The sequence below is a fragment of the Lysobacter enzymogenes genome (assembly GCF_900106525.1).
GTDB lineage: Bacteria > Pseudomonadota > Gammaproteobacteria > Xanthomonadales > Xanthomonadaceae > Lysobacter > Lysobacter enzymogenes.
On sequence record NZ_FNOG01000007.1, the window covers coordinates 232,882 to 255,302 of the forward strand.

Annotated in this window: 17 protein-coding genes; 10 read left to right on the forward strand and 7 right to left on the reverse strand. The window is 70.8% G+C overall.

Annotated elements, in window-relative coordinates; translation table 11 throughout:
* The first annotated feature begins 2 nt into the window (after positions 1-2).
* Positions 3-1,769 carry a S8 family serine peptidase gene (locus tag BLU84_RS18325; protein WP_074870707.1) on the forward strand — a complete coding sequence of 589 codons (1,767 nt, stop codon included), beginning with the start codon at positions 3-5 and terminating at the stop codon, positions 1,767-1,769.
* Positions 1,770-1,771: 2 nt separating this feature from the next.
* The gene (locus BLU84_RS18330; protein WP_074870709.1) at positions 1,772-2,338 is read left to right on the forward strand and encodes a hypothetical protein; all 567 of its coding nucleotides are present in this window, start codon (positions 1,772-1,774) and stop codon (positions 2,336-2,338) included.
* Between the two features lie 122 nt (positions 2,339-2,460).
* Here the strand turns inward: BLU84_RS18330 and BLU84_RS18335 are convergent, their stop codons facing one another.
* Together BLU84_RS18335 and BLU84_RS18340 are read right to left on the reverse strand one after the other, a co-directional pair.
* Complete coding sequence (locus BLU84_RS18335; protein ID WP_139175108.1) at positions 2,461-3,570, reverse strand: hypothetical protein; 1,110 nt, start codon at positions 3,568-3,570, stop codon at positions 2,461-2,463.
* Positions 3,571-3,917: 347 nt separating this feature from the next.
* Positions 3,918-4,181, reverse strand: a complete 264-nt coding sequence (locus BLU84_RS18340) for a hypothetical protein (protein ID WP_139175109.1) — start codon at positions 4,179-4,181, stop codon at positions 3,918-3,920.
* Between the two features lie 527 nt (positions 4,182-4,708).
* Here BLU84_RS18340 and BLU84_RS27270 point away from each other — a divergent pair.
* Positions 4,709-4,882 carry a DUF6229 family protein gene (locus BLU84_RS27270; protein ID WP_170849199.1) on the forward strand — a complete coding sequence of 58 codons (174 nt, stop codon included), beginning with the start codon at positions 4,709-4,711 and terminating at the stop codon, positions 4,880-4,882.
* A 138-nt stretch (positions 4,883-5,020) separates the two neighbouring features.
* On the forward strand, positions 5,021-7,897 hold the full coding sequence (locus tag BLU84_RS18345; protein ID WP_083382814.1) for a type 2 lanthipeptide synthetase LanM family protein: 2,877 nt from the start codon (positions 5,021-5,023) through the stop codon (positions 7,895-7,897).
* 141 nt (positions 7,898-8,038) lie between these two features.
* Here BLU84_RS18345 and BLU84_RS18350 read toward each other — a convergent pair whose 3' ends face one another.
* Positions 8,039-10,174 (reverse strand): M13 family metallopeptidase, encoded by a 2,136-nt coding sequence (locus BLU84_RS18350; protein ID WP_074870714.1) that lies wholly within the window; start codon positions 10,172-10,174, stop codon positions 8,039-8,041.
* Between the two features lie 250 nt (positions 10,175-10,424).
* Complete coding sequence (locus tag BLU84_RS26685) at positions 10,425-11,036, reverse strand: hypothetical protein (protein WP_074870716.1); 612 nt, start codon at positions 11,034-11,036, stop codon at positions 10,425-10,427.
* A gap of 224 nt (positions 11,037-11,260) precedes the next feature.
* Here BLU84_RS26685 and BLU84_RS18360 point away from each other — a divergent pair, with 224 nt between their 5' ends.
* Positions 11,261-12,331, forward strand: coding sequence for an AI-2E family transporter (locus BLU84_RS18360; RefSeq protein WP_425479412.1), 1,071 nt, complete (start codon positions 11,261-11,263; stop codon positions 12,329-12,331).
* A 28-nt stretch (positions 12,332-12,359) separates the two neighbouring features.
* On the opposite strand, the gene BLU84_RS18365 is transcribed toward BLU84_RS18360, so the two are convergent.
* Positions 12,360-13,124, reverse strand: coding sequence for a helix-turn-helix domain-containing protein (locus tag BLU84_RS18365; protein WP_074870718.1), 765 nt, complete (start codon positions 13,122-13,124; stop codon positions 12,360-12,362).
* A gap of 125 nt (positions 13,125-13,249) precedes the next feature.
* On the opposite strand from BLU84_RS18365, the gene BLU84_RS18370 reads away from it, so the two are divergent.
* Both BLU84_RS18370 and BLU84_RS18375 read left to right on the forward strand, forming a co-directional pair.
* Positions 13,250-14,686: an FAD-binding oxidoreductase gene (locus BLU84_RS18370; protein WP_074870720.1), complete on the forward strand. Its 1,437-nt coding sequence runs from the start codon at positions 13,250-13,252 to the stop codon at positions 14,684-14,686.
* 1 nt (position 14,687) lies between these two features.
* A complete protein-coding gene (locus BLU84_RS18375) occupies positions 14,688-15,560 on the forward strand; it encodes a class I SAM-dependent methyltransferase (RefSeq protein ID WP_074870721.1) in 873 nt (290 codons plus the stop codon).
* 66 nt (positions 15,561-15,626) lie between these two features.
* On the opposite strand, the gene BLU84_RS18380 is transcribed toward BLU84_RS18375, so the two are convergent.
* Together BLU84_RS18380 and BLU84_RS18385 are read right to left on the reverse strand one after the other, a co-directional pair.
* Positions 15,627-16,313 (reverse strand): hypothetical protein, encoded by a 687-nt coding sequence (locus BLU84_RS18380; RefSeq protein ID WP_074870723.1) that lies wholly within the window; start codon positions 16,311-16,313, stop codon positions 15,627-15,629.
* A 404-nt stretch (positions 16,314-16,717) separates the two neighbouring features.
* Complete coding sequence (locus BLU84_RS18385; RefSeq protein WP_074870726.1) at positions 16,718-17,560, reverse strand: N-acyl homoserine lactonase family protein; 843 nt, start codon at positions 17,558-17,560, stop codon at positions 16,718-16,720.
* 292 nt (positions 17,561-17,852) lie between these two features.
* On the opposite strand from BLU84_RS18385, the gene BLU84_RS18390 reads away from it, so the two are divergent.
* The 3 genes from BLU84_RS18390 to BLU84_RS18400 all read left to right on the forward strand — a co-directional run bounded on the left by BLU84_RS18390 (position 17,853) and on the right by BLU84_RS18400 (position 22,420).
* Positions 17,853-18,305, forward strand: a complete 453-nt coding sequence (locus BLU84_RS18390) for a hypothetical protein (RefSeq protein ID WP_074870728.1) — start codon at positions 17,853-17,855, stop codon at positions 18,303-18,305.
* A 472-nt stretch (positions 18,306-18,777) separates the two neighbouring features.
* Entirely contained in the window at positions 18,778-19,929 is a 1,152-nt protein-coding gene (locus tag BLU84_RS18395) for a carbohydrate-binding protein (protein ID WP_074870730.1), read from the forward strand.
* A gap of 250 nt (positions 19,930-20,179) precedes the next feature.
* Positions 20,180-22,420, forward strand: coding sequence for a tetratricopeptide repeat protein (locus tag BLU84_RS18400; protein ID WP_074870732.1), 2,241 nt, complete (start codon positions 20,180-20,182; stop codon positions 22,418-22,420).
* Position 22,421: the final 1 nt, after the last annotated feature.

The window sequence follows — 22,421 nt, forward strand, 5'->3', positions numbered from 1 at the left end:
GTATGCGACAGCTTTTCGCAAAAAGGACGATCCTCAGCATAGCGACCCTGGCCGCGTTGTCGGCCGGCGCCGCACAGGCGCAGACCGATCCGCTGTATCGCTATCAGTGGCATCTGATGAACTACGGCCAGGCGGTGATCGGCGATACCCGGCCGACCTCCGGCGTCGATCTGGGCATCGACGACCTGCACGACTACAACATCCGCGGCACCGGCGTGGTCGTCGGCGTGCTCGACCAGGGCGCTGAGATCGCTCACCCGGATCTGGCCGCGAACGTCGTGCCCAACGGTTCGTGGAACTTCAACAACAACAGCCACGACCCGACCCCGAGCGCCGCGCAGGGCGGCAACGCCCACGGCACCGCGGTCACCGGCATCATCGGCGCGGTCGGCTGGAACGGCATCGGCGTGCGCGGCGTGGCGCCGAACGCGCGGCTGAAGAGCTTCAACTTCCTCGACGCCGGCGGCAGCTTCGCCCAGGTCCAGTACGCGTGGTGGAACGGCCCCGAGTCCAAGGACGTGGCCGTGTCCAACAACAGCTGGGGCGACACCACGCCGTTGTTCCTGACCACGGTCTCGGAAAACGAAGTAGCGGCCTGGGAAAACCCGATGTCGGCCACCCGCGGCGGCTTGGGCACGGTCTACGTCAAGGCCGCCGGCAACGGCTTCAACAGCGTCGCCAGCTACTGCCCGGCTTCCAGCGCGCAGGTCGGCTGTAGCCAGTCGGTGTTCGTGCGCGAATCGAACTTCTTCAACATCGTCACCGTCGCCGCGGTCAACGCCGCCGGCAAGCGCTCCAGCTACTCCACGCCCGGCGCGTCGCTGTGGGTGTCGGGCCTGGGCGGCGAATACGGCTGGGAACGCGCGACTCTGTCGACCCAGGCTACGCCGGCGCAGCTGGCGACGCAGCCGGCGGTGCGCTTCGATCCGGCGATCATGACCACCGACCTGTCGGGCTGCGTGCGCGGCTACAACACCAACCGCGTGCAGCCGGTGCAGTTCTGGTCGGACTTCGACCTCAACCGCCTGGAATCGAACCAGTCCACCATCGACAGCACCTGCAACTACGCCGCCACCATGAACGGCACCTCGGCGGCGTCGCCGACCGTGTCGGGCGTGGTCGCGCTGATGCTGCAGGTCAATCCGAAGCTGAGCTTCCGCGACGTCAAGTACATCCTGGCCACCACCGCGCGTCAGGTCGATCCGACGCAGGCGGCGGTGACCAACGCCGACGGCACGGTGCTGGCGGCGGGCTGGACCACCAACGCCGCCGGCCGCGCCTTCAGCAACTGGTACGGCTACGGTTTGGTCGATGCGACCTTGGCGGTGAACCGCGCGATCGGCTTCAAGTCGCTGGGCGCGCTGGTCGACAGCGGCTGGCAGCGGGTGCAGCTGGAAACGCCGCAGGCGATCGGCAACGCCGCGGCGCCGGCGCGCGCGACGGTGCGCATCGGCAACGGCGCCCGCCGCGTGGAGGCGGTGCAGATCGGCCTGGCGTCGAACTATCCGGTGGGCAACACCACGCCGCTGAAGTCCACGCCGCTGGTGGTGACCCTGGTCTCGCCGAGCGGCACCCGCGCGATCGTGGTGCCGGCCGGTTCGGTGCCGGTCGGCGCGACGATGACCTTCGATCTGGCCGCGGTCAACGCCTACCTGGACGAATCCGCCAGCGGCGACTGGACCGTCGAAGTCGCCGACACCAGCCTGGCTGCGGGCACCGCCGCCAAGGGCAACCTCTCTTCGTTCAAGATCCGCGTCCTGGGGCACTGAGCATGAAAATCCAAACCCTTTCGTTGTACGCGGGCGTGTTGGCGGCGGCGATGGCGCCGGCGGCGCTGGCCCAGGTCTACACCAACAAGGCCCAGCTCGATCTCGCCGCGACCGGCGAGCGCTTCACCATCGGCCAGACCGAGTTCCGCCTGGCGCCGTCGGCCGTGGTCAAGCAGGTCGAGGCCAGCGCCGAAGTCGGGCGCGATGTAGTCGTCGGCGACTACGCGGTGGAAGTGCCGGCGGCCGCGCCGGCCGGCGCGCGCAGCCAGCGCTCGCTGGCCGCGCCGGTGAGCGGCGGCGAGAACCTCGCCGCGGCGGTGTCCGAAGACGGCAACACGGTGATCGTCGCGCCCGAGCTCAACGTCTACTTCGCCGAGCCGAGCGTGGTGCAGACGCTGGTCGCGGAGACCGGCGGCAAGCTGCTGTATTCCTCGGCGGCGGGCGGCAAGGCCACGATCGGTTACGCCTCGGTCGGCGAGGCGATGCAGGCGCGTCAGCGCATCCTCGGCCGCGCCGGGGTCAAGGAAGTCAGCCCGCGTCTGGTCGATCAGCGCCAGATTCCCTGGTGATGGCGTCCGCAGCGCCGGGCGCAGGCCCGGCGCTGCGGCGATGAGCTTCGTTCGAACGACGGGAGCCCCGCATGCGGGGCTCCCGTTTGTACATGCGGCGATGCCGCCGCGCTTGCAGCGGATCAGTTCACGTCGATCGCGCGCGGCGACTGCCCCAGCGGCCCGTAGCCGCTCAAGCCGAAGTCGCTGACCGTGCGGCGCGCGCCGGTCGCCGGATCGACCTGCAACAAGGTGCCGCGCGCATCGGTGCCGCCCTTGGCATCGACCACGTAGATCGTCTGCTGATCCTTCGACCAGCGGATCGCGACCGGCAACGAACCCGTCGGCCCCTGGCTGTCGACGCCCAGATCGCTGACCAGATTGCGATAGCCCGAGGACGGATCCACCTTGATCAGCGCGCCGCGACTGTCGGTGCCGCCGCCGACGACCAGCACGTAGATGCTGCCGTCGTTGCCGGCGATCACCGAATTGGGGGCGCTTTCGCGGCGGGCGTCGACCCAGCCCTGCAACACATCGCCGAAGTCGCTCAACACCGTGCGGTTCTTGTTGATCGGATCGACCGTCAGCAGCGCGCCGTGGCCGTTGGTGCCGGTGGTCATGTCGGTGACCAGCAGCTTGCCGCCGAGGCCGAGCGCGCCCGGCCGCCAGGTGAAGGCGACCGCCTGCGCGGCGCGCGCGCCGCGGCCGTCGCCGAGGTCGGAGAACACGCTGCGGCGGCCGTTGGATTCGAGCTTGAAGATCGCCGCGCGGCCGTCGGTGCCGGCGCGCCGGTCGAGCACGAAGAAACCGCTGAGCGGGCCCAGCAGCACCGGCGGTACGTAGATCACGCCTTCGGGCTGGCGTCCGAGCGGGCCGCGCGAGGCGTCGCCGAAATCGGCCACGGTGGTGCGCGCGCCGTTGGACAGATCGACTTCGTACACCGCGCCGCGGTTGTCGGTGCCGCCGTTGGCGTCGGTGACGATCCAGCGGTCGTCGCCGCCCCACAGGCCGGTGGACACACGGGCGAGCCCGCTGGGTTTGGCGGCGACGGGCCCTTGGATGCCGTTGCCGAAATCGGTCAGCACGCGCCGGTAGCCGCTGACCGGCTCGATCGCGTACAGCGCGCCGCGGCTGTTGGGGCCGCCTTCTTCGTCGAGCACCACCAGCGCGCCGGGCGCGGGGTAGGACGCGTGCGCGCCGCCGGCCGCGGCCGCGCCGAGCGCCAGGGCCAAAAGCAATTGTCTTGCGAGCATGGAACATCTCCGTGGGGTGTAGTGCGGCAGCGCCGGATCCGCCGACGGCGGAAGTGGGAGCGGCGTGCCGCTTGGAAAATCACCACGGTCTCGGCGCCGATGTCGTGATCCAACACCGGCGGTGAGCGAGCGATAGGAACGGTGAGCGTCGATGCGCGGGCGGCCGCAAGCGCGCGTCGTGAACTGCGTCGCGGCGGTTCATCCGGCGCGCGCGATGTCGCCTCCGCATCGGCCGCGTTCGCGTGCGCGGCGCGCAAAAAAACAAAGGCGGAGCCCATGCACGGGCCCCGCCTTTGCGATTGCGATGCAGTGCGTCGGGTAACGATTCGTTACATCGGCACGATCGGTTACATCTCCACGATCGGACCGGTCGGATCCGGCGGCGTGGGGCAGCCCGTGTTCGGATTGCAGATGCCGATCAGGCGCCAGGCGCCGCTGCGGCATTGATAGAACGAGCCCGGGTCGATCGGGTGGTCGTACGCGACCTGGAACAAATGCCCTTCCGATTGCGCGTTGCACTCGTAAGTCGGTTCCGCCGCCACCGGCGCGGCAGCGCCGATCGCCAGCGCGAACACGGCGAGCGCGCCCGCCTTGGTGATCCATCCCTTCATGCGGTCTTCCTCCATTGAATGCCGCCACGATGCGAATCCCGCAGATCGCCCATGCAGATCGCCCCGCGGATCGCAACGGCGCACGGCTGCGTATTCGTCAAGCGCGCGCCGGCCGGAAGCGGCGGCGGCTTCCGGAATGGTCGGGAAGCGCGACGCTAGCACATGATGCGACGCATCATGACGGGCGCCGTTCGCGCCTGCGTGGGCTGCGACGCGCGCGACAAACGCACGAGCGTGCGCCGCCGCCTGCGCGCTCGATGCGCAGCGCTGCGCAGCGCTATTGGCCGCGAAACGCGATGCGGCGGCTTGTATCGCACGTCACATATCCGCGGCCCGATCGCGCCGGATCGAATTGACTTGGCTACGGCCCGGTGCAAGTCTGGCCCGGTGTCTGGGACGGCACGGGCGGAACGAGCCGGCTCGCAACGAGCGCGCTCGCAGCGAAGCGGCTGCAACGCCTATCGGGGTCTTTAGGCACGCACTGAAGTGTCCTTCGTCACCTACCCGAATCAAAAGGAGAGCGTGTAATGAGCGATAACGACGTAGTGGCCGCGTGGCGCAACGAAGCCGGCAGCGATAATCCGGCCGGTCCGCTGTTCATCGGCGGCGAATTCGCCGAAGCCGACATCGCCGGCGACAGCGAAGCCGTTTCGATGATCACCTCCGTGTGTACGGGCTGCGGCACGATCCACTGCTGCTGAGCGCAAGGCTTCGTTACCGCCATCGAATCGGGGAACGTTTCATGACGAGCATCGCGCGACACGCGCATCGCGCGGGCGAGCCTATCGCCCGCGCCGGCGAACGGCCGCGCGCCGCCCTCGGCCGCGTTCTGCCTTGACATGGCGTCTGTCGAAGACGCGCGCGGTTTCGAAGCATCGCTGGGCTGCCTGATCTCGTCCGAACTGGACGCTCTGGCAGCCCAGCTTCGCGCCATCCCCGAGTTGGGCGACGGCGAGCGCGAGGCGATAGCCGCCGCGACCCGCGAATCGCTGATCGCGACGCTGCACGCCAAGCTCGGCCGCCTGCTGCTGCTGGAACTCAACGGCGCGCGCGTGACCGGCCGCCTGGGCGAGGACGCCAGCGCCGAGCAAGGCTGGCAGCGCTTCATCGAACTGGCCTCGCAGCGCGAATTCTGGGACGGCCTGGACCCGCATTACCCGACGCTGTCGCGGCGCGTGCAGCGCATCGTCGCCTACCGCTGCGCGGCCTCGCTGTCGTTCGCGCAGCGTTGGAGCCAGGACCGCCCGCATCTGCGCGAGCTGTGCGCCGGCGAGCCCGGCGAACTGCGCTCGCTGCGCTTCGGCGCGGGCGACAGCCATTGCCAGGGGCTGTCGGTAGCGATGCTCGAGTGCGAAGGCGGCGCGCTGCTGTACAAGCCGCGCTCGCTCGCGGTCGACACCGCCTTGCGCGGATTCCTGCAGACCGTGGCGCACGAGCACGGCGCGCCGATGCCGATCCGGGTGCCGCGGGCGCTAGATCGCGGCGCGCACGGCTGGAGCGAATTCGTCGCCCATCGCCACGCCCGCGACGAAGACGAATTGCGCAGCTTCTACCTGGGCATCGGCCATTGGCTGGCGGTGATGCGCCTGCTCGGCGGCACCGACCTGCACGCCGAGAATTTGATCGCGCACGGCGGCCATCCGGTGGTGATCGATTGCGAAACCCTGTTCACGCCCAAGCTGCCGGCGGCGCCGTCGGGATTGGGCGACGCGCACGACCGCGCGGTCGACCTGGTCTCGGGCACGGTGCTCAACATCGGCCTGTTGCCGACCCGCGGCGGCAGCCTGGGCTGGCGCGGCGTCGACAATTCCGCCGCGGGCATGCTGCCCGGGCAGCAGCCGATGCTGAGCCTGCCGGGCATCGTCGATGCCGGATCCGACCGCGCCCGCGTCGGCAAGCAGTCGGTGCCCGCGCCGGTCGCGCAGAACCATCCCAGCCGCGAACCGGTGCTGCATCGCTACTGGCCGCAGGTGCTGCGCGGTTTCGACGAGGCCACCGCGACCCTGCAACGCATGGACGCGGACGGCCGCCTGCAAGCCAGCCTTGCGCCGTTCGCGCAGTGCACGGTGCGGGTGGTGCCGCGCGCCAGCGAAGCCTATGCCGAGATCGGCCGCATGCTCTGGCATCCGGTGTCCCTGCACGACGAGGCCAAGGCACGGCGCCGCGCGCACGAGCTGCTGGCGAAGATGGCCGCGAACCTGTCGATCGCGCCGAGCGATCCGCAGGTGATCGATGCGGAAATCGAGGATCTGCTGGAAGGCGATATTCCGCTGTTCGCAACCCAGGTCAGCGACGGCCGCCTGCGCGGGCCGCGCGGCACCGCGTGGTTGGCGCCGTGCGATCTGGCGGGCGACGCGCTGCGCCGCTGGCGCCAGGCCGACTTCGAACGCGAGCGGCGCTTCATCGACGCCTCGCTGATCAGCGCCTACGCCAACGACGGCTGGATGCCCGACACGCCGCAACTGCACGCGCCCGCGCGCAGCGACGATCTCGACCGGCGCCGGCGCGGCCAGGCCGCGCGCATCCTGCAGCGGCTGATCGAACACGGAATCTTCGGCGACGACGGCACCGTCGCCTGGGTCGCGCCGGGCTTCAGCCCGGCCGGCTGGGCGGTGCAGCCGCTGAGTTCGGACATCTACAACGGCGTCTCCGGCATTGCCTTGCTCACCGGCGCTTATGTGCGTGAAGCGCAGGCCGGCCGCGCCGATCCGGTCGAACGCATGCACGAGCTGTTCGCCGCCAGCGTGCGCAGCCTGCGCTTGGCCGAAGACCGCCGCGCCGAGCTGCGCCGCGCGCAGGCCAAGCTGCGGCCGCGCCCGCCCGGCGCCTATGTCGGCCTCGGCGCGCAGATCTGGACCTGGCTGTCGCTGGCGCAATGGGGACTCGACGAGGGCGAAGGACTGGCGCGCGCCCGCGCGCTGGCCGAAGACGTTCCCGAAGCGGTCGCCGCCGACGACGTCAACGACGTGTTGATGGGCACCGCGGGCGCGATCGTGCCCTTGCTGATGCTGGCCCGCGCCGGCGCCGATTCGGCCTACGCCGATTTGGCCAGCGAACTGGGCGTGCGCATCGTCGAACGCGCGAGCCGCGAAGACGGGCGCCTGTTCTGGGCGCACGAGCGCTGGCCGCAAGGACTCGGCGGGTTTTCCCACGGCGCCAGCGGCATGGGCTGGGCGCTGGAGCGACTGGCGCGCGCGACCGGACAGGCGCGCCATCACGATGCGGCGCAGGCGGCGTTCGCGTTCGAGGACAGCCTGTTCGATCCGCAGCAAGGCCACTGGCGCGACCTGCGCATGTTGCCCGGAGTGATCGCCTCGACCGCGTGGTGCCACGGCGCGGTGGGGATCGGACTGGCCCGCGCCGACCTGGACCGCGACTGCGCGCAGCCGCAAACGCGCGAGGCCTTGCGCGCCGCCGCCGCCGCGACCTGGCGCGTCGGCCTGGGCTGGAACCATTGCGCCTGCCACGGCGACGCCGGCAACGGCGAACTGCTGGCGCTGGCGATCGACGCCGGCGTCGGCCCCGAAGGCGTGTCCAAGACCGATCTGCTGGCGACCCTGGTGACCGGGCTGGAACAGCACGGCCCCTATTCGGGCGGCCCGCGCGAAGTGTTCTCGCCGGCCTTGCTGCCCGGCATCGGCGGCATCGCCTATCAACTGCTGCGCGCGCATCCGCGCAGCGATCTGGCTTCGATCCTGGTGCCGGGGATGGCGTGAGCGTGCGGCGGCGAATCGGCGCGGCGACGCTTGCCGCCGCCATCTACGCGATTGGCAGCGAACGCGAGCGACGCAGCGCTCGCGTCGCCGTCCGCGCCCGCCGGCGCAATGCCGTCGGGCGCGGGCGCTCGGCGTGCGCCGTTACCAGATCTTGATCCGCTGCTCCGGCGTCAGATACAGCTTCTCGCCCGGCTTGGCGCCCCAGGCCTCGTACCACGCATCGATGTTGCGCACGGTCTGCGCGCGCTGCGCCGCCGGCGCGTGGCCGTCGGTGAGGATGCGCTGGCGCAGGGCGGCGTCGCGGATCTTGCTGCGCCAGGTCTGGCCGTAGGCGAGGAAGAAGCGCTGGTCGCCGGTCAGCCCGTCGATCGTCGGCGCGTCCTTGCCGCCGAGCGATTTGCGGTAGGCCATGTAGGCGATGGTCAGGCCCGAGACGTCGGCGATGTTCTCGCCCGAGGTCTGCTTGCCGTTGACGTGCAGGCCCGGCAGCGGCTCGTAGGCGCTGTACTGGTCGGCGAGCTTCTTGGTCGCTTCGTCGAAGTGCTTGGTGTCTTCCGGCGTCCACCAGTTGGCCAGCTTGCCCTGGCCGTCGAACTCGGCGCCGGTGTCGTCGAAGCCGTGGCTGATCTCGTGGCCGATCACCGCGCCGATCGCGCCGTAGTTCGCGGCCGGGTCGGCGCCCGGATCGAAGAACGGCTTGTCCAGGATCGCCGCCGGGAAGTTCATCGCGTTCTGCAGCGGCAGCTGCACCGCGTTGACGGTCTGCGGAGTCATCCACCATTCGCCGTTGTCGACCGGCTGGCCGAGCTTGCCGATCTGGTGGCGGTATTCCTGCAGTTCCGCGCGCAGGCGGTTGCCGAGCGCGTCGTCGGGACGGATCTCCAGCTTGGCGTAATCGCGCCAGCGCTCGGGATAGCCGACGCCGACCTTCATCGACTTGGCCTTCTCGCGCGCCTTGGCCTTGGTCTGCGCGGTCATCCAGGTCAGCGAGTCCACGCGCTCGTCGAACGCGGCGAGGATGTTGTGCACCATCTCCTCGACCTTCTGCTTGGACGAGGCCGGGAAATACTTCTCGGCGTAGAGCTTGCCGACCGCGTCGCCGAGCGCGGCGCTGGTGGCGTCGAGCGCGCGCTTTTCGCGCGCGCGCGCCTGCGGCGTGCCGGCCAGGGTGGTGCCGTGGAAGCCGAAGGCCAGGTCGTTATAGGCCTTGGGCAGCTCGCCGGGGCCGCGCACGGCTTCGTTCCAGGCGGCGTGGTCGAGCGCGTGGAAGGTCAGGTAATCCTTCCACGCCGGCAGCGGTTCGCTGCCGACCAGGCGGGCGATGCCGCTGATCGCGCCCGGCTGCCAGGCGACGATGGTCTTCTGCGCGGACAAGCCGGCGGCGTCGAAGAACGCAGCCCAATCGATGCCCGGCGCGCGCTGCGCGAACGCGGCGGTGTCCCAGGGATTGTTGGACTTGTGCACGTTCTGCGAATCGACCACCGGCGCGTGCGCCCGGGCGATCTTGGTTTCCAGGGCCAGGATCGACTTGGCCTTGGCTTCGGGCTCGGCGATGCCGGCCTGCTTCAACAGCGCGACGATGTACGCCTCGTACGCTTGACGAGTGGCCGCCATCTCCTTGTCGGCGGACAGGTAGTACTCGCGGTCGGGCATGCCCAGGCCGCCCTGCATCAGGGTGGCGACATAGGCCGGCTGTTCCAGGCCCTTGGCCACGAACACGCCGAACAGGTTGTCGGTGTGGAAGTTGGTCGCGTTGAGCGGATCGGTGTCGGCGCGCACGCTGCCGCCGAGCGCGCGCGACAGGCCGGCGCGGTCGGCGATCGCGCCGATCGCATCGAGCTGCGGCTGCAGCGATTGCAGGCCGCGCTTCTCGATCCCGGCCTCGTCCATGTAGGCGGTGTGGAAATCGGCGATGCGGCGCGCGTCGCTGCCGGCCGCGGGCTTGCTCGCGGCCAGTTGCGCGATCAGCTCGGCGTTGCGCTTCTCGGCGGTCTCCAGCAGCACGGTGAACGCGCCGTAGTTGGAGCGGTCCGCGGGGATCTCGAAGGTCTTGCGCCAGGCGCCGTTGGCGAAGGCGTCGAAGTCGTCGCCCGGCTGCACCGACTTGTCCACGCCGGTCAGGTCGATGCCGGACACCGGCGCGGCGGCGGCAGCGGGCGCAGCCGGCGCGGGTGCGGGCGCCGGAGCGGTTTCGTTGGCGGCGGGCTTGCACGCGCCGAGGCCGCCGGCCAGCGCCAACGCCAGGCCGAGGGTGAGAAGGTTGGGGCGAAGGGACATGGTCGTGGTTCCGTGGCGGACACTGGGAGGACTGCGGACGCTGCCTGGCGGCGCATTCGAAGCGGCGCGGCCGTGCGACAGCGATCGCATTGTGCGTCAGCCCGTGTTGGACGCGGAAGTGCATGACATTCGTCATCCCGGTCGTGGCTTTGCGCGCTCGGGCGGCCCGACGCGCGTGTGCGTCGCCGCTGCCGGCGCGACGCGGCGGCCATGTTCGGCAAACGCCGGGCCGCCGCGCTGCGGCCGCGGATCAGGGCACGATGCGCAGCGCGGGGTCGGCGACCAGCGCAAACGTAGCGCGGGTCTGAAAGCCGCAGGGCCCCAGCGCGCTGCGGAAGGCGAAGCGGTTTGCCGTCGGTGCGGCGGGCGGCGCGCCGGCTTGGTCGGCGACGTCGAGCACGCCGTTGATCGTGCTCGAACCGGTCGTGCTGGGGCAGGAGAAGGTCGGCGGGCCGGCGTAGTTGAGGCGGACGCCGGCGATGGCGATGCTCCACAGCGTCGGCGTCAACGTCGGCGCGCCCGGGAACGGCGGATTGGCGCCGGTGTAAGCCGTGGCCGCGGGCGTGGCCGACCAGGGCAGCAACGAAGGCGTAATGCCGTTGCAGGCGCTGCTGCCGGAGAACGACACGGCGGTGACCTGGGCGACGCCGGCGGTGACGGTCACGGTCAAATCGGCGTTGCACGGCCATTGATTGCCGAGGTAGTTCAGGACGGTCGGGCCGGTGAGGTGGGCGACGCCGTTGTTGGACCAGTTGGAGGTCGCAGCGTCCCAGACCTGGACGGAACTGGCGGCCGCAGGCGCGGCGGCGAGGGCGAGTGCAACCGGGACGAGCGCGGACAGCGCGAAGCGATGGCGCAACATGGTGCGGCTCCTGTGCGTTGGCGGGAGATCCCTCTGTTGATACAGACGCAGGCCTGCGCCGATCCCGAACCCCGCGTTCGCCCGGCCCGCCGGTAGGCGTTGCCAGCGATCCGCAGGCGCATCCGTCGCCCGCCGTCGCCCAGTTCGTGGCCTCGGCGGAAAGTCGTAAGAAAAACCGCGGGAGCGCCCACTACAATGCCGCGTCGAGTCCCAGGAACGCCGCAATGGATCCCCACGTCGAACCCGCCGCAGCGCCCGGCCCCGGCGCCGCTTCCACGCTCGCGGCGGCGTCGCTGAAAGCGCCGCCGGCGCGCATCGCGGCCTGGCTGTTCGCCGCCGGGGCGCTGTTCCTGGTGCTCAAGTTCGGCCTGCTCAGCGCATTGCTGTCGGGGCTGCTGGTGTTCCAGCTCGTGCACACGCTCGCGCGCCTGGTCGACCGGCGGGTGAAAGGGCAGTGGGCGCGCCTGATCGCGGTGGTGCTGATCGCCGCGCTGGTGGTCGGCGGCCTGACCCTGGCGACCTTGGGCCTGATCGCGTTCTTCCGCGCCGACACCGGCGGCGAGCAGGCGCTGCTGGCGCGACTGATGGAGATCATCGACGCCTCGCGCACCCAGGTGCCGGCGTGGGCGCGGCCGTATCTGCCGGAGGATCTGAGCGACCTGCAACGCGCGTTGAGCGCATGGCTCGACGAGCATCGCGGCGATCTGAGCCTGGTCGGCGCCGAGGCGGTGCAACTGGGCGCGCGATTGGTGATCGGCATGGTGCTCGGCGCGATGATCGCGCTGCAGGAGGAACTGCAGCCGCTCAAGCTGGGGCCGCTGGGTTCGGAACTGCTGGCGCGCGCCTCGCGCCTGTCCGACGCGTTCCGCCGGGTGGTGTTCGCGCAGATCAAGATCTCGGCGCTCAACACCGTGTTCACCGCAGCCTTCCTGCTGATCGTGCTGCCGCTGTTCGGCGTGCACCTGCCGATGGCCAAGACCCTGGTGGTGCTGACCTTCGTGGTCGGGCTGCTGCCGGTGGTCGGCAACCTGATCTCGAACACGCTGATCACCGTGGCCGGGCTGTCGGTGTCGATCTACGTCGCTGCCGCGGCGCTGCTGTACCTGGTGCTGATCCACAAGCTCGAATACTTCCTCAACGCGCGCATCGTCGGCGGCGAGATCCAGGCGCGCGCGTGGGAACTGCTGCTGGCGATGCTGTCGATGGAAGCCTTGTTCGGCATGCCCGGGCTGGTGGCCGCGCCGATCTACTACGCCTACCTCAAGCGCGAGCTGGTCGAGCAGGGCTGGGTCTGAGGCCTGGCCGGCGCGCCGCGATTGCGGCTTATCCGCGCCCGGACCCGCGCCCCGCCGGCGCGCTCTCGCGCAGACTATCGACCAGCGAAAACACCCACGGCCGGCTGGCCACCAGCAGGCCGACGCTGCGCCGGCGCTCCGGCGGCAGGCTGACGTCCAGGTCGGCGGCTTCCTTGAATTCGGCCACCAGTTTCTCGAGCTTGCGCTGCAAGGTCGCCAGCGAGGCTTCGCCGAGTTCGCGGATTTCCAGCGCCAGGAAGGCTTCGCCGGCGCCGAAGTCGTCGTTGATGAATTCGCGGCTGGCCATCTGGAAGTAGCGCGCGCGCACCGGGCCGTCGTCGCGCCAGGAGAAATCGCGCGGCACGCGCAGGCGCGCGCGGTCGCCGGGCAGCAGTTCGATCAGGCGCAACCGGTCCAGTTGCGCGAGCAGCCGCACCAGTTCGGTCTTGCGCAGCCCGTAGCCTTCGCCGATGGCGGCGGTGCGCCAGCCCTGGCACAGCAGGTGGAACACGGTCATCAGCCGCGGCTCGGCGGCCAGCGCAGTTTCCTGCGCCAGGCTCAGGTGGCGGCGCGATTCGCGGGTGCCGCGGGCGCTGCGCGCGAGTTCGAAGAAGTCGATGTCCAGCGCGTCGCAGATCTGCTCCAGCCGCTCCAGGCTCATGCGGCCGCTGGAGAGCATGCGCTTGATCGTGGGCTCGGACACGCCCAGCGCGGTGGCGAGGTCGGCGTAGCGCCAGCCGCGTTCCTTGAGCAGGCGCTTGAGCGCGGCGAGCAGGCGTTCGCGTTCGATCATGGGGTGCGGGTTCCGGGCGGCGGGACATCGGGGATCATATTCCGATACCTAGGCGATGCGAATGGCGGTTGGCGATACCGGCCGCTACGGTGCGGGCCATCCCGTCCCGTCCAGCGATTCCGCCCATGCCTGCTGTCGCACCCAGCACCGCCGCACCCAGCGCCGCCGACGCGCTCGCCGCGGCCCGCTACGAATCGCTCAACGATGTGCACGCGCGGCTCAACCCGACCCGCGCGCGCGTGCTGCGCCCCGCATCGGTGGAGGAGGCCTGCGCCGCCGTGCACGCCTGCGCCGCGGCCGGGCAGGCGCTGATCCCCGCCGGCGCGCGCCATGCGATGGGCGGGCAGCAGTTCCTCGCCGACGGCGTGGTGCTCGACACCGCAGCGCTGTGCCGCGTGCTCGCCTTCGACGATGCGCGCGGCCTGCTGACGGTGGAAGCCGGCATCCGCTGGCCGGCGCTGCTGCAGTGGTTGGCCGCCAGCCCGGACAACACCGGCGGCTGGACGATCCGGCAGAAGCAGACCGGCGCCGACGATTTCAGCCTCGGCGGCGCGGTGGCGTCGAACGTGCACGGTCGCGGATTGGCCTATGCGCCGTTCGTCGAGGACGTGGAAGCGCTGATCCTGATCGACGCGCAAGGGCGCCTGGTGGAAACCAGTCGCGAACAGCGCCCGGAACTGTTCGCGCTCGCGGCCGGCGGCTACGGCCTGTTCGGCGTCGTCGCGGCGCTGACCTTGCGCCTGACTCCGCGCCAGGTGCTGTGCCGCGAAGTATCGCTGGCCCGCGTCGGCGATCTGCACGCCGCGTTCGCGCGCGCCATCGCCGCGGGTTGCACCTATGGCGATTTCCAGTTCGCGATCGATCCGCGCAGCGCGGATTTCCTCGATCTGGGCGTGCTCTCGTGCTACCGGCCCGAGCCCGGCGCCGCGGCCTGCGCGTCGCGCCATCTGCAGGCCGAGGATTTCGCCCGCCTGCTGTTGCTGGCCCATCACGCCCCGTCGCGCGCGTTCGCCGAATACGCCGATTTCTATCTCGCCACCGACGGCCAGCGCTACGCCAGCGATGCCCAGCAAAGCGGCGTGTATTTGGACGGCTACCACGCCGCGGTCGACCGCTCGCTCGGCCACTGCGGTTCGGAAATGATCACCGAGCTGTATGTGCCGCGCCCCGCGCTGGCCGCGTTCATGGCGCGCGCCGCCGACAGTTTGCGCCGCCACCGCGCCCAGCCGATCTACGGCACCGTGCGCCTGATCGAGCGCGATCCCACCAGCGTGCTGGCCTGGGCGCGCGAAAGCTGGGCCTGCGTGATCTTCAACCTGCACGTGCACCACGACGCCGCCGGCATCGAGGCGGCGGCGCGGGCGTTTCGCGCCTTGATCGACGACGCGCTGCGGTTCGGCGGCAGTTATTACCTCACCTACCACCGCTGGGCCACGCGCGCGCAGTTGGAGGCGGCGCATCCGCGCATCGGCGAATTCCTGCGCGCCAAGCGCGAGTTCGACCCGGCCGGATTGTGGCAAAGCGATTGGTATCGCCACCATCTCGCGCTGATGCAGGCCTGAGATGGAACGTACCTCCACCTCGATGCTGCTCGCCGCCGCCGCGGTGCGCCAGGCGCGGCGCGACGGCGATGCCGCGGTGCAGGCCAACGCGCGGCTGGCGCGCGCGTGTCTGCGCGGCTGCGGTGCGGCCGGCCGGCGCTTGCTGTTCGCGCTCGACCACGCGCCGGGCCGCTGGTTGCTGGCCGCGCTGGAGGCCGCGTACCTGCCCGGGATCGGCGCGCATTACGCCTGGCGCAAGCGGCATATCCGCCGCTGGGCCTTGCAGGCCTGCGCCGACGGCGCGCGCCAAGTGGTGGTGCTCGGCGCCGGCTTCGACGGCTTGGCGCTGGCGTTGCTGGCGCAGGGGCCGCAGTTGCGCGCGTTCGAGATCGAGCGCGAGAGCGCTGTGGCGATCAAGCGCGCGGCGCTGCGCGAGATCGGCGCGCAGGATCCGCGTCTGAGCCTGATCGCCGCCGATCTGGCGCGCACGCCAGCGGCGATGGCGCTGCGCGCCGCGCCGGGGTTCGACCCCGCGGCCAAGACCGTGGTCATCGCCGAGGGCGTGCTGATGTATCTGAGTCCCGAGGAACTGGAGCGGCTGCTGCGCGGCCTGGCCGCGACCCTGGACGACGCGCGATTGATCGCCACGGCGATGGCGCTGCGCACGGATGCGACGCCGGGCTTCGCCCGCCAGCGTCCGTGGGTGCAGCGCTGGCTGCGCCGCGCCGGCGAACCGTTCCGCTGGGGCGCGAGCCGCGCCTGTCTGCCGGCGTTGTTGCACGCGGCCGGCGTGCGCCTGGAGCGCGTGGCCGATCCGGACGCGGCCGCCGATCCCGATCCTTCGCCCGGCGAATGGGTGTTCGCCGGTTCGCTGCTGCGCGCGCCGGCGCCGTAGCCGCGGCGCCAGCACAAAAAAAGGGAGGCGCCCGCTCGCGCCTCCCTCCCGTCGCGCCGCTGGCGATCACTTCCGGTTGAACGCCGCGTTCACCGACTGGATCGCCGCATTGATATAGCCGCACAGCTTGATGCCGCCGCAAGCCACCGTGCCGGTGACGTAACCGACCGCATCGGCGACGATCACATGCAGCCACGGGAACGCACGGCCGCTGGTGGTCGGCTCCAGCGGATAGTCCTTGGTCCACAGCTCCAGCGAGTGGCGCGCGGTGCTGATCGCGCCGAGCACGGCCAGATCGTTTTCCTTGCGGCCCAGATCTTTGACGGCCTGCGCTTCGAGCTTTTTCAGGCCTTCGTCGGCCTCGTCGGCGCTGCGCGCTTCGGCGAGGATGCGGTCCATGTCCTCGAAGTAGGAGAACTGCTCTTCGCCGAAGGAGGCGCGGTGCCCGCGCAGGTTCTCGGCCATCGTCAGGCGCGGATCGGACTGGGTCTTCTTGGCCAGTTCGTCGTAGGTGCGCACGAACTCTTCCGGCTTGCCGTCGGTGGGCGCGCCGCAGCGGTAGGCCAGCAACTGCGCGTACGAGCCGCCGGCGTCGCGGTTGGCGGCGATGCAGCCGGCGTAGGCGTTGTGGGCGACGCCGACGCCGTGCATCGGGTTGTCGCTGTACGGTTCGGACGACACCAGGCCTTGGCCGAAGCCCGGCAGCGAGACCAGGGAAAGACCGAGGGCGAGCAAGGCGATACGGTGGTTCATGGCAGGTCCTTTTGGATGGATTGCGAGGAAGCCGTCCCCGACAGGCGGTGGCTGCGCCGTCGGCCGCAAGCGGCGTCAGGCGGCGCCGGACCGACGCTAGGCAGGCGGCCGGCCGCGCTCCAGGCCGAAGCCGGGCCGGTGGCGGGAACAAGCCGGGCGCCGCGGCGCGGCGCGCCCGCACCTGTATGGGCCGTGGTGCCCGAAGTTCTCGCAATCCAGTCAGAGGCTTGCAGCGGATTTCTTCCCGGTGCGTGCCGGGCCGCCGCGCTGCGGCGCGCGGCCGCGCGGGCGATGTTGCGCGTTGTGAGCGGCATCGCAGGAATGCGCCGGGCAGTTCGGCGCCGATGCGGTCGCTGGCGGCCTTTCAGCGCACGGCGCGCCGCTGGGCGCGCCGTGCGCGCGGCTCAGTCCAGGTAAGCCGGCGCCTTGGGCAGCGCGTCGATGTCGCGGCGGTCGTGCTGGATCACCAGCCGGCCGCGGGTGTTGTCGAGGATCCGCCGCACCCGGTCGATCGCGCCCAGGGTTTCGCCGCGCGAGTAGTTGAACGCCGGCATGCGGCCGTGCTGGAAGTTCTCGCGGGTGTGGAACAGGTCGCCGGACAGGATCACCGTGCCGGCCTTGGCCAGCCGCAGCATCAGCACCTGATGGCCGGCGGTATGGCCGTTGGCGCGCAGGATCCGCACGCTGCCGTCGCCGAACACGTCGCGGTCGAGGTCGATCAGTTCGACCTTGGCCAGGGCGCGCGCGGCCAGGTTGTCGACGGTCACGCTGGTCGGCGCGGGCTGGCCGTCCAGCGCCTGCACCTCGCGCCGGCTCAGCAGCCAGGTCGCGCCGGGGAACGCGCCGGCGTTGCCGGTGTGGTCCCAATGGAAGTGCGAGAACGCGAGGTAGTCGACCTCGTCCGCGCGCAGGCCGACTGCAGTGAGCTGCGACTGCAGGGTATGGGCGACGAAGGCGCGCACGCCGGGGCGGACCTCGACGCCGCCGGGCGTGGCCGCGATGCGGTCGCCGAGGCCGGCGTCCCACAACAGGTCGCCCTTGGGATGGCGGATCAGGAAGCACGGCGCGGACAGCTCGCCCGGCGTGCCGTCGTACTCGCCGGTGTCGGCGAACGGGCCGAGGTCGTCGAAGACCACGCGGCCGCAGTCGAAGACGTACAGGCGCAGCGCATCGACCGGCGGTTCGGCGCGGGCGGGCAGGGCGATGAGGGCGGCGAGCAACAGCAGGGCGGTGCGCAGCGCGGACATGACGCGTTCTCGTACGAAGGGAGCGCCATGTTCGGCGTTGCGCGGCATTTGCGGAAGTGGCCCGAACGACAATGATCGATGGAATCGGGCCACGACAGTGCGGAGCCGTGCAGCGTGCCGGCGCCCGCGCCGCAGCGGCGCGTGAGGCGTCTGTCGGTGTGCCAACGATTCAGCCTGGGTGAGGATTTTTCGCGCCGCGCTAACGCCGGCCCCGCCAGCTTGTACGGGCATTGTCCGGGCACGCTTGCAGCGGCGCCTCTTCGTTTCAGACGGTCCATCAAGGAGAACCACCATGAACATGCGCATCGCAGGCATCGCGGCCCTGGCGTTCGCGCTGGCCGGCGCCAACGCCGTCCAGCCGGCCAGCGCCGCCGGCGCGGAAACCAAGTGCCATATGACCTTCAACACCTCCGGCTGGGCCGTCATCTACAAGCACATCAACGGCAAGGGCCGGATCACCTGCGACAACGGGCAAAGCGCCAATGTCGCCATCCACATCCGCGGCGCCGGCCTGACCGCGGGCAAGTACAGCATCGAGAACGGCAAGGGCGAGTTCACCAAGCTCAAGAACGTCGGCGAGGTTTACGGTACCTATGTCACCGCCGGCGCCAACGCGGGCGTGGTCAAGAGCGGCGAGGCCCTGGCGATGACCAAGGGCGAGGTGTCGTTGGCGGTCAGCGGCACCGGCCGCGGCTTCAACCTCGGCGTGGACGTGAGCGGGTTCGAGATCGTGAAAGCCAAGTAAGGCCGCAAGCAAGGCCGCGCTCGACGCGGCATTCGGAAAGGGCGCCCTCGGGCGCCCTTTTCGTTGCGCGCGCCGCTGCGGCCGCGGCGGCGAATACTGTATCCATCGCCCCGCGCCGCGGCCTGTGCGATCGCATCCATGAACGCCGCCACCGCGTCGCAGCATCGCCGCGGACGCCGGCGCGTATTGCCGGGCAGCAATCGCGCCGGCGCAGCCCGATCGCCCTCACGCGCCGAGCGTGCGCGCGTCACGCATCCGCGCAAAAGCCGGCGAAGTGTCGTGCGGTTCCGCGCGCGGCGGCGCCGGCTCGCCTAGGATCGGGCTCCTCCAGCGCGCCCGGGACAGCGTCGCTGGAGAAGGCGGGATCCGCCATCGCGAAATCCTTCCGATCTGTTCGCGCGCCGCGATGCGGCGCGCGGCGGCGTCGTGTCCCGCCTGCGTGCGGCGTTCATATCCCCACGAGGAGAAGAGCATGAAACAGCTGATGCGTATCGCGGCGTTCCTGGCCGTGTCCCTGTTCGCCGGCGGCGCGTATGCGCAAAACTGGCAGTTGGTGTGGAGCGACGAGTTCAACGGATCGATCGGCCCGAGCTGGGTGTTCGAGACCGGCAACGGCTCCGGCGGCTGGGGCAACAACGAGCTGCAGTACTACCGGCGCGAAAACGCCGCCATCGAGAACAACGCCCTGGTCATCAACGCCCGCCGCGAAGACTTCGGCGGCTTCCGCTACACCTCGGCGCGGATGAAGACCCAGGGCGTGCGCACCTTCCGCTACGGCAAGATCGAGGCGCGGATGAAGCTGCCCTCGTTCATGGGCGCGTGGCCGGCGTTCTGGATGCTCGGCGCGAACCTGCCGCAGGTCGGCTGGCCCGATTCGGGCGAGATCGACATCATGGAGCACGTCAACAACGAAGACCGCACCTACGGCACCATCCACTGGCGCGACCACAACGGCAACTACGCCCAGTACGGCGGCAACACCGCGCTGAACGTGGCCGATTGGCACGTCTACGCGGTGGAGTGGGACGCCAACGCGATCCGCTGGTACGTCGACGGCAACAAGTTCCACGAAGCCAGCATCCAGAACAGCGTCAACGGCACCGAAGAGTTCCATCGCGACTTCTTCGTGCTGCTGAACTTCGCCATCGGCGGCAACTGGCCGGGCTTCAACGTCGACGAAAGCAAGCTGCCGGCGAAGATGCACGTGGACTATGTGCGCGTGTACAGCGGCGGCGGCAGCAATCCGGGGCCGAGCACCACGATCGAAGCGGAGAACTTCAGCGCGCAGAACGGCGTGCAGGTCGAGGCCTGTTCGGAAGGCGGCTACAACGTCGGCTGGATCGAGACCGGCGACTGGATGGCCTACAACAACGTCAACTTCCCCAGCAGCGGCAACTACCGCATCGAGTACCGCGTGGCCAGCCCGAGCGGCGGCTCGCTGTCGGCCGATCTCAACGCCGGCGGCACCGTGCTGGGCCAGGTGAACGTGCCCGCCACCGGCGGATGGCAGAACTGGACCACGGTGTCGCACACCGTCAACGTCAACGCCGGCACCTACAATTTCGGCGTGTTCGCCCAGGCCGGCGGCTGGAACATCAACTGGATCCGCATCACCAAGATCTGACCGCGACCCGCGCAACGCACGCCGCGCGCAGCGGCGTGCGTTGCGTTCTCGCAACACGGGCGTCGCATCCGGCGCAGCCGCGCGTGCGGCGCATTTGCAAGACCGTCGTTTTGTGCCGCAGTCCGCACATCGCGGCTCCCGGTTCGACGGGTTGAGGGCTAAGCTCAAGCCACTCCCCGCCCTATCGGACAGCCAAGACTCCGCCGCCGCGGCCGCTTCCGCCGCGCGCAACGGGGCCGCAGTGCGATTCATGACGAACAAGGACGTGTCGATGCCGCCGCCGTGGCGCGGCGCAGGCTTGCGCGAGGTCCGCGCCGCGATGGCGCGGCCTGCGGCGCCGCTTTCCGCGTTGCGCGCGCGCAGGGCGACGGCGTGCGCGATGGCGCTGTGGGCGGTGTTGTCGTTCGTCGCTCCCGCGCGCGCCGCCGATTGCGCCGCGCCGACCCGCGCGCTGCCGGATCCCGCCCAATGCCAATCGCGCCTGCTCGCCGGTGCGCCCTCGGCCGATCGTCGCGTCGGCGTAGAGGCGTTGTTCGAACTGGCCAAGAGCCGCGCCGACGCCGGCGGCTTCGACCAGGCCGAGCGCGCGCTCGACTGCGCCGATGCGCTGGCCCAACGCGCCGCCGATCCGGCGCTGCGCTACGAAGCGGTGCGCCGGCGCGGCATCCTGGAATTCCGCCGCGAACGCATCGCCCAGGCGCTGGACCGCTTCGAGTGCGCGGTCGCGCTGGCGCAGCGCGCCGGCGACCGCGCCGGCACCGCGCGCGACCTCAGCAACGTCGGCGCCGCGCAGCGCCGGCTCGGCGATTTTCGCGGCGCGCTGCGCAGCCTCACCGCCAGCCTGGCGGTCCAGCGCGAGCGCGGCGACGTGTCCGGTGCGGTGCTCAACAATCTTGCCGACGTCTATCGCGAACTGTCCGACGAAACGCAGGCGATGCGTTTCTACCGCGAGGCGTTGGCGCTTTACCGCAAGCGCGGCGAGGCGGTGGAAACCGCGCACGTGCTGGAGACCATGGCCGAGGTCGCGCTCGATCAGGGCGATGCGCGCCAGGCTTCGGCGTGGTTGCAGGAAGCATTGGCCGAGTACCGCCGCGCCGGCAACCGCGTGTATGAGCTGCGCGCGCACGACGGCCTGACCCGCGCTGCGTTGGCGTCCGGCGATGTCGCCCAGGCGCAGCGCTGGAGCGCGGCGGCGCTGGCCCTGGCCGATGCCTGGAAGCTGCCGCTGCCGGCGGCGCTGCAATTGCAGCTGGCGCGCACCGCGCGGCTGTCGGGGCACCCGGCGCAGGCCGCCACGCGCCTGCGCGAAGCGCTGGCCGAAGCGGCGGACACCGACCCGATGCGGGTGGCGTTGCTGGAAGAACTGGCCGCCGCGCAGGAAAGCGGCGGCGACGCGGTCGCCGCCAACGCCACCTTGCGCGACGCCCACGCCAAGGCGCTGGCGCTGGCGCGCGCGCAACACGACCGCCAGCTCGACTGGCTGCGCGCGCGCTTCGACGCGGCCGAGCAGCAGCGCACCATCGCCGCCTTGGAAACCGAGAACGACCTGCAGCGCGCGCGTTTCCAGCAACGCACCTTGCTGTTGTGGCTGCTGGCGGCGCTGGCCGCGGCCGTGGGCCTGGGCGTGTGGCTGGCGCTTAAGCAGCGCCGCCATCGCGAGCGTCTGCGCGAACAAGCGCAGCGGGTGCGGCACGAACAGGAGCTCGAACGCTACCGGCGCGAAGCCGACGCGCTGGCCGAAGACCGCAGCCTGCTGCAAGCGCTGCTCGACAGCCGCGAGGAACCGCTGTGCCTGCTCGACGCCGACGGCCAGGTGCTGGCGGTCAACCGCGCCGGCCGCTTGTGGCTGGACCCGGCCGACGGCGCGGTGAGCGCGGGCCAGCCGATCGCCGCGGCGCTGGACGAGGCCGGCTGGGCGACGCTGTCCAGCGCGCTGGAGCACATGGAAGACAGCGCCGGCCACAGCCTGCGCATCGCCTCGCAGCGCGGCGCCAGCCTGCCGGCGCGGCTGACGCCGTGGGCCGGCGGCAACGGCCTGGTGCTGCTGGCGCCGCGCGACGACAGCAACGAGGGCGACAGCGAGCCGCGCACCGACGCGGCGCTGCCCGCCGCGCTGGCCGTCGCCGCGCCCACGGTTCCCGCCGCCGACGCCGAAGCGCCGGTGCGCGAAGGCTTCCGCCGCGCCCTGGTCGAGCTGATGCTCGGCGCGATCGAAGCCTGGGAGCGCGGCACCGGCACCAGCCGCCTGGAACTGGCGGAGAAAAGCCGGATCTGGCGGGTCAACATCGACGACGGCCGCCTGCGCGCCCGCGCGCTGGAACGTTACCTGGCGGTGTCGCGCCTGCCGCGCAATCCGCGCTGGCGCGACGTGCTGCGTTCGGCCTATTTCGTGTTGGGCAAATGCGACGGGCTGTCGGCCGACGCGCGCGCGGAACTGCAGGCGCGCATCGACACGGTGCTGGCCTATACCCGCCGCGACGCGCTGGTCTGAG